The sequence below is a fragment of the Pseudorhodoferax aquiterrae genome (genome assembly GCF_014652235.1).
GTDB lineage: Bacteria > Pseudomonadota > Gammaproteobacteria > Burkholderiales > Burkholderiaceae_C > Pseudorhodoferax > Pseudorhodoferax aquiterrae.
The window spans coordinates 24960-38708 of sequence record NZ_BMYK01000026.1 but is presented as its reverse complement, the minus strand read 5'-3'; the positions used below and the strand labels follow the sequence as shown (position 1 = coordinate 38708).

The 13749-nt window shown below is 65.5% G+C and carries 6 protein-coding genes; 5 read left to right on the top strand and 1 reads right to left on the bottom strand.

Annotation, left to right across the window (positions count from 1 at the left end; translation table 11 throughout):
- Nucleotides 1-23: 23 nt before the first annotated feature.
- Nucleotides 24-257 (bottom strand): hypothetical protein, encoded by a 234-nt coding sequence (locus tag IE209_RS27080; protein ID WP_189689991.1) that lies wholly within the window; start codon nucleotides 255-257, stop codon nucleotides 24-26.
- Nucleotides 258-356: 99 nt separating this feature from the next.
- Between IE209_RS27080 and IE209_RS27075 the strand changes: the two genes are divergently transcribed.
- The 5 genes from IE209_RS27075 (at nucleotide 357) to IE209_RS27055 (ending at nucleotide 13747) form a co-directional block, all read left to right on the top strand.
- Nucleotides 357-1598, top strand: a complete 1242-nt coding sequence (locus tag IE209_RS27075; protein ID WP_189689990.1) for a GGDEF domain-containing protein — start codon at nucleotides 357-359, stop codon at nucleotides 1596-1598.
- Nucleotides 1599-1938: 340 nt separating this feature from the next.
- On the top strand, nucleotides 1939-3480 hold the full coding sequence (locus IE209_RS27070) for a TolC family protein (RefSeq protein ID WP_189689989.1): 1542 nt from the start codon (nucleotides 1939-1941) through the stop codon (nucleotides 3478-3480).
- Nucleotides 3477-4241, top strand: coding sequence for an efflux RND transporter periplasmic adaptor subunit (locus tag IE209_RS27065; RefSeq protein WP_229883069.1), 765 nt, complete (start codon nucleotides 3477-3479; stop codon nucleotides 4239-4241). Before IE209_RS27070 ends, IE209_RS27065 begins: the two co-directional genes overlap by 4 nt.
- Nucleotides 4242-4271: 30 nt before the next feature.
- Nucleotides 4272-12383: an Ig-like domain-containing protein gene (locus tag IE209_RS27060; RefSeq protein WP_189689988.1), complete on the top strand. Its 8112-nt coding sequence runs from the start codon at nucleotides 4272-4274 to the stop codon at nucleotides 12381-12383.
- Nucleotides 12383-13747, top strand: coding sequence for an efflux RND transporter periplasmic adaptor subunit (locus IE209_RS27055; protein ID WP_189689987.1), 1365 nt, complete (start codon nucleotides 12383-12385; stop codon nucleotides 13745-13747). The genes IE209_RS27060 and IE209_RS27055 overlap by 1 nt, the downstream gene beginning before the upstream one ends.
- Nucleotides 13748-13749: the final 2 nt, after the last annotated feature.

Below are 13749 nucleotides of genomic sequence, written 5' to 3'. Positions count from 1 at the left end.
GTGGGTGCGCTGAAGCGCGGCGATCAAGGCTTCGCGACGCAGAACTCGGCGTCGGTCCGGCGCGAAGCCACCTTCGCCCGAACCAAGACATGGCAGGCCCACAAGACCTCCCAGGGGATCTCGCCTAACCGTAAAGCGATGTCCTCGTAGTCCATCGCGCGCGGCGACGCCGCCTTCAGGATCGATTGCAGATGACGGTTCCACGCTTGCAAACGAACGGCAGTCCTTCCAAAGACGACTTCATATTCTTGCCACATTGTTCGATGCTAAGCGAACAACAATTCCGACGTTGGGCGGCGCTTCGGTGAAGACGTGAACGTTCCGCTTTCGTTCGGCAGTGGAATTTTGGAGAGCCCATGAGCATTCGCACAGGCATTCGCCACAAGATGCGGGCGCTTGGTCACGCACCTTCGCACTTGATGTCGGGTCTGCGTGAGCTGCAAGACATTGACGACGAGACACGCATCGAGTTGTATCGCATCAACCTGCGACGCCTACTCATCATCGCGTTCAGCGTGGGAAGCCTTGTCGGCGCGTATGCAGTTATCTTCTGGCCATTCACTCTCGAACTGGATAGCGTCGAAGCGTTGTGGCGCAGGCACATCGGGATTGCCCATTTGTATTTCCTGGCGTGGTGGATCGTGGTCGCCTTCGCCACCATCGCAATCCGTCGATTGCCCGTCGAGCACGTTGCGGTCAAGGCGCTGCAGTTCGGCGTTCCGACCGGAGGACTGTTGTTCTGCGTGGCGGTGACGGTCATCGACCAAGCGGTGACGCCCAACACCAGTCCTTTTCTGATCGGCAGCATTGCAATTGGCTTGCTGATGCTCATGTCGCCTGCGATGGCCGCCACGGTTCATGCCGTCGGATATTCGGCGTTCTTCTTTGCGCTTCCGCTGACCCAACACAGTCACGCGGTGCTGCTCAGCAACCGATCCGACGGTTTGACGATCTCCGTGATCAGCGTTCTTCTGAGCATCATGCTATGGCGCAAAGATGCGTCGGTGATCATGGCGCGCAAGGCGATCGAGAGAAAGAACGAAGAGCTGAAACGCGCTGCCGAACACGATGCGCTGACGGGCGTTCTGAGTCGCGCGGAGCTTCTTCGACGCGCCGGCGCGCAACTGCTTCGCGCGCGGCGCAGAGGGTCTGACATAAGCGCGGTGATGCTCGACTTGGATCACTTCAAACGCATCAACGACGTTCACGGCCATCAAGCCGGCGATGCAGTGCTCGTGAACGCGGCGCGTCTGATGTCGCGAAGCGTCAGAGACACGGATCTGGTCGGGCGCATGGGCGGTGAAGAGTTCATGATCGTGCTGCCCGATACGAACAACAAGGACGCCGTGGGCGTTGCCAACAAGCTCTGCTCTTCGATGGCCACCGCAGCTTTTGATCTGCCTGGAGGGAGTTCCATTGCGGTGACGGCGAGCTGCGGCGTCAGCACCATCGGTTCGGGAAGCGGGCGAGAGTTGGAATGGCTGTATGCATCCACCGACCACGCGCTGTACGAGGCAAAAAACACCGGCCGCAACCGGGTCAGCAACGCTTACCAGTTGCATGCACTTTCCACGTCCGAGTTCCAGCGACTCCGTTGAAGGCCGCCTTTGCCCCAACTTCAACAACTCATCTTGATCTACAGGCTATTCGAATATCCGGCGGACGTTTGAACCTGTTGCGGCGTGTTTTCAGTCCAAGGGTTTCCCTCAGCACCTACCGTCAAGCTCGAAAAGCGTGGCGTCCAGTCCACATATCGGCTTGTTGGTCCTGTGAGCGCTTCGTAAGATGAAGCACGCACGCTGGTGCAATTCGCCGGCTCGCGGCGCCACAGCCGCTCCGAATCGTGCAACAGTCTCCGCCGGAGCGCGCGATCGCATCGGCCTGGAGCCAGCGTTTTCCAACCATTCGACCGCCGGTCCCCACCTGCGGTCCCTTCACATGCCGCCTGAACGCATCCTGCAAGCCGCCCCTTACCGCGCGCTCATCGCCGCCGCTGCTGCTTTCGCATTGACGGCCTGCTCGTCGATCGCACCCAGGCCACTGACCGCTTCCGAACTTCAACCCTCAACGGGGGCGGACCGAGCGGCAGGGAGGGCGGGCGTCGAGCCGCTGAGCGGCAATGCCTTGACGCTGTCGGAGGCGCTTGCTCGGGCACTGAAGTACAACCTCGATCGTCGGGCCAAGATGATGGAGGAGGCGCTGGCCCTCAACCAGCTTGAGATCGGCAAGTACGACATGCTGCCGCGCTTGCTGGCCCAGGCCGGCTACCAGACGCGCAGCAACGACCGGATCAGCGAGAGCCGCAACGCCGACGATGGCAGCCTGTCGCCGTCACGGTTCATCTCCCAGGACCGCACCCACCACTTGCTGGGCTTGGACTTCAGCTGGAGCCTGCTGGACGTGGGCATGGGCTACTACGGCTCCAAGCAACAAGCCGACCGGGTCCTGATCGCTACCGAACGGCGCCGCAAGGCCATGCACGTGCTGATGCAGGACGTCCGCACCGCCTATTGGCGCGCGGCAAGCGCTCAGAAATTGCGCGGCGACGTGGAGCGCACGCTGGCGATGGCCGAGGAAGCCCTGGGCGATGCACGCAAGGCCGAGCAGGAGCGCGTGCGCAACCCGTTGGACGCGCTGCGCTACCAAAGGCAGCTGCTTGAGAACATGCGCTTGCTCGAGTACATCGATCAAGAGCTAGGCGCGGCTCACCTCGAGCTGGCTTCGCTGATCAACGCGCCTTTGGATCAGCCGCTGAGGATCGCCGACGCGCAGCCCGAGATCAAGGACGATGGCCTGGCGGGCGTTCCGGTGCAGCGCTTGGAGGAGATCGCCCTCGAAAACAACGCCGACCTGCGCGAGCAGCACTACAACGGCCGCATCGCCCGGGAGGAAGTGCGCAGAAGCATGCTGCGCCTCTTTCCCAACCTGAGCTTCAACTACGGCGTCAAATACGACTCCGACAGCTACCTCGTCAACCGGCACTGGAACGAGGCCGGCATCCAGCTGTCGTTCAACCTGTTCAACCTGCTGACGGGACCGGCACAGGTCAAGCTTTCCGAGGCGGGCGTGGCGCTGGCCGATCAGCGCCGAATCGCCATGCAGATGGCAGTCGTCACGCAGGTGCACCTGGCGCGGCTGCAAGTGCTCAATGCGCGCAGCCAGTTCAGCCGCGCCGACGCCATCTACGCCGCCGACCAGCGCATCGCCGAGCACGTGCGCAACCGTGAGGCGGCGCAGGCGCAGAGCAAGCTGGACCGCGTCGGCAACGACACCGCGGCCATCCTCAGCCTGCTGCGACGCTACCAAGCCCTTGCCCAAGTGCAAGCCGCCGAAAGCAAGCTCGCCGCAAACTTGGGCCTGGAGCCGCGCATCGGCAACACCGACGAACTCGGCTTGGCTGCTCTGACCGAGCAGATCCAGATCGCGGCCCCCAATTGGCTTCAGGTCACTGCGCCGCAGGGCGCGGCAGTGCAACGGTGAAGCGTCGTTGTTGGACCGTGGCGGTCGGCGGTGTGCTTGTCCTTGGCAGCGTCGCCGCGCAGACGGTTTCGAATGAGGCAGCAAGGCCGGCCCTCGAGCGTCAGGAGATCCGTGCCCAGCTCATGCCTCAGCGGTACACCACGGTGGCTGCAGAGATCGGCGCCAAGGTGAGCCGTCTGCCCATCCCCGAGGGCGGCGCGTTCAAGTCGGGCCAGACCTTGGTGAGTTTCGATTGCACGCTGCAACAGGCCCAGCTTCGAAAAGCTGAGGTCGAGGTGCAGGGCGCCGAGCAGACCTACCGATCGAACCAGCGGCTGGCAGAACTGAACTCCGTGGGCCAGTTGGACTTGGAGCTGTCGCGCACCGCCGTGGCTAAGGCGCAGGCCGACTTGGCGGCCACGCGAGCCCTCCTGGCCAAATGCGGCGTAGCCGCGCCATTTGCAGGACGCGTTGCCGAGCAGAAGGTGCGCGAACAGCAATTCGTTCAGCCAGGCCAAGCCCTGCTCGACATCATCGACGACAGCGTGCTCGAGTTGGAGTTCCTGGTGCCATCGCGCTGGCTCGCCTGGATCAAGGTCGGGGGCACGTTCTCCATCCAGATCGACGAAACCGGGAAAACGTATCCTGCACGCTTCCTTCGCATCGGCGCCCGGGTGGATCCCGTCAGCCAATCCGTCAAGGTGGCTGCGGCCGTCACCAGCCGCTTTCCCGAACTCGTTGCAGGCATGAGCGGCCGTGTGCTCATCACGCCGCCGCAATAAGCTCCCCGTCAAGACTCATCGGAGTCGTTCATGCGCAAGCCCCTCCCCTCCCCCGGTGCTGGTCGATCGTTGATCCGCAGCGGCCCGCGGCCCATGGCGCTCGAACAGCGCTTCATGTTCGACGGCGCAGCCGTCGTCGATGCCGCCAGTGCGGTCAGCAAACCTCATGCCGCAGATACCGGTGCCGCCCAAGCGTCAGGTGCTGCGGCTGCGGCCGCCCGCGAGCCGGCGGTCCTTCAGACGGCACGTCAAGAGGCAGAGCGACAAGTCACCGAGTTCCTGTCCAAGCCGGATGCGTTGCAGCACCTCTTCACGTTGTTCAACGGGGGGCAAGCTCAGCCGTCGCAAGCGTGGCAGTCCTCCGCACAGACGCTGCTCAACCAACCGGGCTTCGGCGCGGGCATCGAAGTGCAGCTTCGGTCCCAAGCGGAGATGCACGGTGCGCTCGGCGCGTTCTCAGCGTCCGGCCCGGATGGGAAGCCGGTCATCTTTCTGAACGCAGACTGGGTGAATCGCAGCGCGGACACTGCCACCCTCGCGCGCGTGCTCGTGGAGGAGCTGGGCCACGGTCTGGACGCGCGTCTCAACGGCGCAGCCGACACGGCCGGCGACGAGGGTGAGGCGTTCGCGGTGGCCATTTCTGGACAGCGCATCGGCGCACCCGAGCAGCAACGCATCGCGACCGAGAACGACCACGGCAGCGTCACCATCGATGGCGTCACTTACGCTGTTGAAGACGCCACGGTGTCCTTCACGCAGGCGTACACGGGAACGCCGTCGGCGCTCAGCGAGGAAGCCAGTGCGTTGAACAACATCGCGGTCCTCACACCTTTCGGTGGCACCGGCTTTCAATTCGTCTCGGCCAATCCTGGCGACCCCTATTTCTCGGGGAACAACGTCACTGGGTACCTGCAGTACAAAGACAGCAGCGGAGTGGACCAGTCGATCTACGGCGTGGCCAGCCGCCAGTTCAAGAGCAACGGCGTCACCAACGGCTTCTACTTCTACGCCCCCGGTGCCGACGGGGTGATCGGCACAGGTGATGCCGGTGAGGTCGCCTACCTGCTCGTCACGGACCCGACGAAGTTCACCGCGGGGGGCAACTACGGCACGAGCAGCGACCCTGTCGACACGGCGCTCAACAACTACCTCAACCACTACACACCTGCCAGTGCCTTGGATGACGCAGGGACAGCGGTCGAGAAAGGCGGACTCGCCAACGGGAGTGGCGGCAGCAACGCGACCGGCAACGTGCTTGGCAACGACGCCGGCAGCGCCAATCCCGCCGTGAACGCTGCCGGGACGAGCACCGCTGGCACGGCTGTGACCACCACGTTGGCAGGCGGCGGCACCGCGATCACGGGCGCATACGGCGTGCTCACCATCGGCACGGATGGAAACTACAGCTACGCGATCAACAACGCGAACGCGGCCGTGCAAGCCTTGAGGGGTACCTCCAACACCCTGACGGACACCTTCACCTATCGGATCGGGGACACGCAGTCCACGGTCTCCACCGCCCGTCTCAAGATCACCATCGAAGGCGCCAACGACACGCCAGTTGGAGCGGCCGACGTGGGCAACGCCAAAGTCAGCCTGCTTACAGACGGGACGGCCTACAGCGGCACCGACACGATCGGGAGCAAAAGCACTGGCAACGTGCTGAGCAACGACACCGACGTGGACAAGTACGGCGAAGCCTTGTCCATGGCCGGCCTAACGGCCAGCGGCACGCTCGCAAGCTACACCGCAGGCGGCACGGCCACGAGCCTCACGTTCTCTGGAAGCAACGGCAGCTTTTACAAGTCCGTCAACGTCGGTGACTACCTGTACACGAGCAAGATCAGCAACGCGTACTACCTGCTCAGGACCTCCAGCAACGCGCTGATCCAAGTCACGAGCAAAGCGACCAACGCCGACGGCTCGTTTTCGATCGGCCTGAGCGGCACCATCGACCACTACTCGACGAACACGCCCTTCACGATCACCGGCGGCACGACCAAGATCGACTTCTACCCGGACGCGACGCGCGACGGCAATTCCAACCTGCCCAGCGGCAAGGAAGCCACGGTCAACACAGCAGCGGCGGTTCAGTACTCGACGATCACGCTTTCCGGCATCGCAGGCAACGTCGTCGTGGGCATGACCGCGACCGGCACCAACATCCCGGCGGGAGCGAAGGTGACGGCGATCTCCGGCAACACCGTCACGCTCGACAAGCTGATCACCAGCGCGCCCAGCGGGACCATCGGTTTCCTTGCCGCGGGCGGCACGACGGTCAACGGGGCCCTGGGCACCTTGGTCCTCAATAGCGACGGCAGCTACGTGTACACGCCACTTCCCGACGCGACCGGCGGCACGTCCGGCTCCGACGTCTTCACCTACACGCTGCAGGACGTCGGTGGCCTCGTGAGCACCGCCACGCTGACGATCAACGTTCAGGCTTCCACGGCCAACGACCCGAACGCACGAGACGATGCCGTTTTTGGCACCGAGCAAGGGACATCGGCTGGCGTCAACCCAGCAGGCAACGCCGTGACCGGCACCGTCACGTCCGGCAGCGGCACTCCGACGTCGGACGCTGCAGGCAGCGGCGCCACGTTCGGGGCCAATCCGGTCACGGCAGGCCGCATCGCCTCCGCTTCAAGCAGCACGGCCATCACCGCGGGCGGCTTCATCGACCTCGTCGGGCTTTACGGCACGTTGCGGCTCAACGCAAACGGCACGTACGTCTACACGATCGACAACGCCAACCCGACCGTCAACGGCCTGAACACGGGTGCGGCCCTGACCGAGGTCTTCTACTACACGGTCACCAACTCGCTGGCGAAAACCGACACGGCGACGCTGACGATCACCATCAACGGAGCCAACGACGCGCCGATCGCAGCCAGCGACGCCTTCAACACCTCCGAGGACACGCCGCTCACCTTGACCGCCGCAGACTTGCTGGGCAACGACAGCGACCCGGACAGCACCACGCTGACCCTGGCCAGCGTGAGCAGCGGCGCCGGCGGTACCGTCGTCAAGAACCCTGATGGAACCGTCACGTTCACGCCCACGGCCAATTTCAACGGGAATGCCACGTTCACCTATACCGTGTCGGACGGGGTCACGACGACGACGGGAACGGTCGTCATCGCAGTCGCACCCGTCAACGACTACCCCATTGCCCGTGGCAACGACTACACGACCCCGGCCGACACCTTGCTCGCAGGGCGCAACGTCATCACGAACAACGATCCGGTTGCAGGTGCCGACGGCGACGTGGAAACGCCGGCCAGCGCACTGACCGTCGCACGGGTGAACGGAGCCGCTTTCGCGGCCAATGGAAGCGACGCCGGCCATCTGGCCGCCAACGGCTGGATGCAGGTGGCGCTCTCCCACGGCATCCTGTTCATCAAGGCGGACGGCACGACCGAGTACCGACCTGCACCCGGTGACACCACCGGCGACAGCTTCACCTACACGATCAGCGATGGAAGCGCCGAATCGGACGCGGCTACCGTCCAGATCTCCGTGAGCGCCGTGGCGACCCCGACGATCAGCGTCAGCAGCACGACCGTCAGCGAAACATCCCCTTACGCGGTCTTCGAAGTCAGCCTGGACTTCGCCGCAGCCAGCTCCATCAGCTTCAACCCGACGCTGGTGGGGGGGACGGCCACGATCGGCACGGACACCGGACCCAGTGGCGCACTGCAATTCTTCAACGGATCGAATTGGGTTTCCGCCTCTGGGGGGGTCACGCTCGCGGCAGGAACGACGTCGGTGCTCGTGCGCACGGCCATCACCAACGACGTAACGTTCGAAGGGGCGGAGAGTTTCTCGCTGGCCACCGGTGCCATCACCGGGAGCGTCGCGAACGCCTCGGGTGCCACAGGCGTTGCCACGATCAAGGACGACGGGACCAGCACGAACGTTTTTCTGGCAGGCACCAACGGCCCTGTCCCCGTGGCGGGGGTGGCGGACAACGACACGCCCACGATCTCGGTGAGCAACGTCGCGGTGAGCGAGGCTTCTCCTTATGCGGTGTTCCGGATCGCGCTGGACCGACCGAGCACGAGCAGCGTGGCGTTCACGCCTGGCCTCGCAAGCGGCTCGGCATCGGTCGGGACGGACACGGCCACCAGCGCAGCGCTGGAGTATTTCGATGGATCGGCTTGGGTCTCCGCTTCGAGCGGCATCACGCTCGCGCCCGGCGTCACCTCGGTCCTGGTACGGACCGCCATCAGCAACGATGCCGTGTACGAGGGCGCCGAGTCGTTCACCCTTGGCACCGGTGGCGTGAACGGAGCGGTGACCAACGCGGCAGGGGCAACCGGAACTGGAACCATCCAAGACGATGGCACCGAGGTCGGGGTGTTCCTGCCTGGCAACAACACCTCAACGCCCACGACGGGCACGGCGGACGACGACACCCCGGCGGTGTCCATCACCGTGACACCATCCTCCGTCGTGGAAGACTCGGGTGGGGTGCTCACTTACACCATCGCGCTCAGCCACGCTTCGGCCTTTGCGACCACCGTCAATTACGCGTTGTCGGGGACGGCGACGGCTGGCAGCGACTACACCAGCTCCGGAACCGGTACGCTGACGATCGCTGCGGGTGCGACGACGGGCACGATCACCATCACCCCCAGCGTCGATGGAAACGTGGAGCCGGACGAGACGGTCGTCGTGACCTTGACCGCTGGCAGCACCAACGGGCGGACGCTCGCGCTCGGCACGGCCGCAACCGGCTCCATCCTCAACGACGACGTGGCCGCGGCGCCGACGATCACCATCACCAGCGACAAGTCGGCCCTGCGTGGCGGCGAGACCGCAACGCTCACGTTCACGCTCTCCGAGCCATCTTCCGACTTCACGTTGGCGGACATCAGCGTCAGCGGCGGCACCTTGAGCAATTTTGCGGGCAGCGGCAGCAGCTACAGCGCGACGTTCACGCCCAGGGACAACGTTACATCGCCAGGCCTCATCCACGTGGCAAGCAACGCTTTCTCCGGTGCTGGCGGCACGCCCAACGCAGACGGGACGGACGCGGACAACACCGCAACGCTCTTCATCGACACCGTGCGCCCCACCGTCGCCGTTTCGACCGACCGCACGAACCTGCGTTTGGGCGAAACCGCCCTCGTGACGTTCGCGCTGTCCGAGCCGTCTGCGGACTTCGGCGCCGCCGACGTCGCCGTCACGGGCGGCGTGCTCAGCAACTTCAGCGGCAGCGGCTCGGTTTACACCGCGACGTTCTCACCGAATGCTGCGAGCGGAACGATCTCCGTGGCCAGCGCCACCTTCTCCGACGCCGCTGGCAACTTCAATGCGGACGGCGCGGACGCCAACAACTTGGTGGCCATCGCCCACGACGGCACCCGACCCACCGTCGTCGTCTCGACGGATCGGGCGAGCCTCAAGCAAGGCGAAGCTGCGGTCATCACCTTCACCCTGTCCGAGCCTTCCACCGACTTCGGCACACCGGACGTGACGGTCACCGGCGGCACGCTCAGCAATTTCGTTGGCAGCGGCACCGTCTACACGGCGACGTTCACTCCAAGCGCAGCTGCAGGGTCCGTCTCCGTCGCCAGCGCCGCATTCTCTGACGCTGCCGGCAACTTCAACGCGGACGGCCTGGACGCCGACAACTCGGTGGCCATCTCGTACGACGGAACGTCGCCCACCGTGGTGGTCTCGACCGACCGAGCCAGTCTCAAGCTCGGTGAAACCGCCACCATCACTTTCACCTTGTCCGAACCCTCTGCGGACTTCAGCGCAGCAGACGTGGCGGTCACCGGAGGCACGCTCAGCAACTTCAGCGGCAGCGGCTCCGTCTACACGGCGACTTTCACTCCGAGCGGCGCTGCAGGGTCCGTCACCGTGGCAAGCGGCGTCTTCGCCGACGCTGCTGGCAACTTCAACGGGGACGGCTCAGACGCTGACAACTCGGTGGCCATCGCCTACGACGGCGCGCGTCCGACGATCGCCATCTCCGCCGACCGGACCAACCTGCGACGCGGCGACACCGCGGTGCTCACGTTCACGCTTTCGGAGCCATCTTCCGATTTCGTCCTAGGAGACATCGCCGTCGCGGGCGGCACGCTGAGCGATTTCACCGGCAGCGGGACCACCTACACCGCGCGGTTCACGCCAACGATCGGCGTCGCAATGACGGGGTCGATCAGCGTGGCCAGCGCTGCATTCACCGACGCAGCGGGCAACCTGAACAACGACGGGAGCGACGCGGACAACCGAGTGGCGCTGGCCATCGACACCCTCTCGATGCCGAGCGTGAGCAATCCTGTCGTGAACGAGGCATCGCCCTTTGCCGTCTTCACCGTCAGCGCGTCGCCTGGGCAGTCGGTGACCCTTGCGTTGTCGGCAGGCACCGCAACCGGGCTCGGCACGGACTTCGGCAGCGAAGGCCCTGGAGGCCTCGAGGTGTCGATCGACGGTGGTGTGACCTGGTCGGCTTACGCGAGCAACGTGACGGTCCCCGCTCTCGGAACTTTCTTGGTTCGCACGCCCGTGGTCGACGATGGGTTCAGCGACGACGGCGAGACGTTTGCGCTCACGGTCACGACCGGGACGGGCACGACCACCGGCACCGCGACGCTGAAGGACGACGGCGGCGGCGACGTCTACCGGCCCGATGGAAGCATCGATCCGAGCGCCCCTCGCAGCGATGACCGCCCGGTCTTCGTCAGCAATCCCATCGTCAACGAAGCTTCGCCGACGGCGGTCTTTACCGTCAGCGGCAGCCCAGGCCGATCCCTTAGCCTTGCCTTGGAAGGCGGATCTGCCACGGGCGGAGGCACCGATTTCGGGCCAGGGCTGCAGGTTTCCGTGGACGGCGGAACGACATGGGCCGACTATGCGGGTCCGATCGCGTTGCCGGCCAGCGGCCAACTGTTGGTCCGCACGTCCATCGTTGACGACGCCGTGGCCGACAACGGCGAAGCGTTTGCGCTGATAGCCACGCCGCGGGGCGGGGCCGCCGTGCGCGGCGATGCGACGATCCGCGATGACGGCACGGGGAGCATCTTCGGGCCCGACGGCAGCATCGACGCGTCGGCGGTGCCAGACGACGACCGGCCGCTGAGCGTCAGCAGCCCCACGGTGAGCGAAGCGTCGCCTTACATCGTGTTCGCGGTCGACGCAGCCGGCGGCGAACGTGTGACCTTGGCACTGGAGTCTGGAACGGCCACGGCCGGTGCCGACACAGGCACTGCTCTGGAAGTCTTCGACGGCATCGCGTGGCGTTCCTACAATGCCGGCAGCTTGGTCCAGGTCGGTGGAAGCGGCCGGCTGCTGGTTCGGGTGGCCGTGGTCAACGACAGCAGCTTCGAAGGGAGCGAAACCCTTCGCCTGCTTGCTCGCAGCACGGGCGGCACGGCAGCTGTCGGCACGGCCACCATCAGGGACGACGGCGGGTCCGCCGAAGTCTTCACCGCCGACAACTCCGACGGCGTGGCCGCGACGGGGACTGCCGACGACGACCGCCCAGTGGCCGTGGATCCGCCGCCGGTGCTACCGCCTGCTGCGCAGCCGGCTGCTCCCGAGCCCGCGCCGGTCGCCGCGCCGGCTTTCGCGTTCGACGTGCCCGTTGCGCAGCCGACCGTGCCGATCACGTTTGCGTCCGTCGAAAGGGTTGCCACCGAGGCCGTGGCGGCTCTGCCGGACCGCTTCGGCGATGCGTTGACCCAACCGTCGGGTTTCCGCGTCATGGTACTGAGCGACACCCAGCCCAGGCTGAGCGTCTTCATGGGCATCACGGACCAGTACGTCGAGCCAGGCGACCCGAGCAGCTTCACCCTGCCTTCCGACGCGTTCGCTCACACGCAGCCGGACGCCACGGTGAGCTTGACCGCCAGGCGCGCTGACGGTGCCGAGCTGCCGGCCTGGGTGCAGTTCGACGCCCGCACGGGCACCTTCCGAGTGGATCCCCCGGCGGGGTTCGATGGCGAGCTGCAAGTGGTCGTGATCGCGCGCGATGCCGAGGGGCGCGAGGCCCGATCGGTGTTCAAGATGTCGATCGGCAAGGGGAAGCGGATCTCGTTCGGTCATCCAGGGCTGAGCGAACAGATCCGCGTTGCGTCCCAGGCGGGCTCCGGCTGGATGCCTGAACGCGTCGTGAGGGTCCCGGCCTGATGCAGGAATCGGGTGGGGCTGCGGTCGCTCGGCTGTACGAGCTGGTCCGCCGTGCCCGGCTGGCCAAAAACGCGCGCGAGCTGGCCTTTCTGCTCGTCAACGACACGTTGCAGCTGCTGCCGTATCGGCAGAGCGTGTTTTGGCGCGCAGACGCTGGCATCGATAGCCTGTCGGGCGTGCTGCAGCCCGAGGCCAACGCTCCGTATGCGCAATGGGTCACCCGACTGTGCCGGCACGTGGCAGCACAACCTCCTGCTGACGGACGTTTGGCAAGCGACGACCTTCCATCCGACTTGGCTGCCGGTTGGGCCGAATGGTGGCCTGCGCATGCCCTGGTGCTTCCCATGGGAGGAAGCGGCGAAACCGAGCAATCCCTGCTGGTGCTGCTCGGCGAGCGCCCATGGAGCGACATGGACGTCGCGCTGGCCCGCGAATGGACGCAGGCGTGGTGGCACGCGTTCGCTGCGCTGCGCCGCCCGCGCGGCGTGGGAGCGGTGGGCGGCTGGTTCTCGCGCCTTGGAAACGCGACGTCGGAGGGAGCCAAACGTCCCGTTTGGTGGCGGCGCGCAAGTGTGCGTTGGCTGGCCGCTTCGTTGCTCGTCGCTGCATGTCCCGTTCGCTTGACGGTGCTCGCTCCCGGCGAACTGGTGCCCGCTCATCCAGCCGTGGTGCGCGCACCGCTGGACGGCGTCATCGCCCACTTCCAGGTCCAGCCGAACGACAGCGTCGCCAAAGGCCAGGTGCTGTTCGGGTTCGATGAGATGCTCATCCAGGGACGGCTGGACGTTGCCCGCAAGGCGCTGGCCACGATCGAAACGGAGTACCGGCAGTCGTCGCAGCAAGCCCTGGGCGATGCGCGCGCCAAGTCGCAGCTCGTCTTGCTCACCGGCAAGATCGACGAGAAGCGCGCCGAGGTCGAGTACTTGGACGGCCAACTGGCCCGCGCCCGCGTGCTAGCGCCGCAGGGGGGCACCGTGTTGTTCGACGACCCGAGCGAGTGGATCGGCAAGCCGGTCACCGTGGGCGAACGGATCCTTCGCATCGCGGAGCCGGACGACGTGGAGATCGAGGCATGGCTGCCGCTGGCCGATGCGATCGCGCTGCAGCCTGGCGCGCAGGTGAAGCTGTACCTCAACGCCACGCCGCTGGAGCCGATCACCGCGCGGGTGCGCTACTTCGCTCACGATGCGGTCCAGCGCCCCGAAGGCGGCTACGCCTATCGGCTGCGAGCGACCTTGGATGGTCCCACGGCACATCGTGTGGGTCTCAAGGGCGCGGCCAAGCTCTACGCAGGCTGGGTGCCCCTTTCCTATTGGGCGTTGCGACGGCCGCTTGCAACCGCACGGGCCACCTTGGGACTGTGACG

Excerpts from the sequence above, each read along its gene's own strand:
- IE209_RS27080 (WP_189689991.1), bottom strand. The coding sequence starts at position 257 with ATGTGGCAAGAATATGAAGTCGTCTTTGGAAGGACTGCCGTTCGTTTG.
- IE209_RS27075 (WP_189689990.1), top strand. The coding sequence starts at position 357 with ATGAGCATTCGCACAGGCATTCGCCACAAGATGCGGGCGCTTGGTCAC.
- IE209_RS27070 (WP_189689989.1), top strand. The coding sequence starts at position 1,939 with ATGCCGCCTGAACGCATCCTGCAAGCCGCCCCTTACCGCGCGCTCATC.
- IE209_RS27060 (WP_189689988.1), top strand. The coding sequence starts at position 4,272 with ATGCGCAAGCCCCTCCCCTCCCCCGGTGCTGGTCGATCGTTGATCCGC.
- IE209_RS27055 (WP_189689987.1), top strand. The coding sequence starts at position 12,383 with ATGCAGGAATCGGGTGGGGCTGCGGTCGCTCGGCTGTACGAGCTGGTC.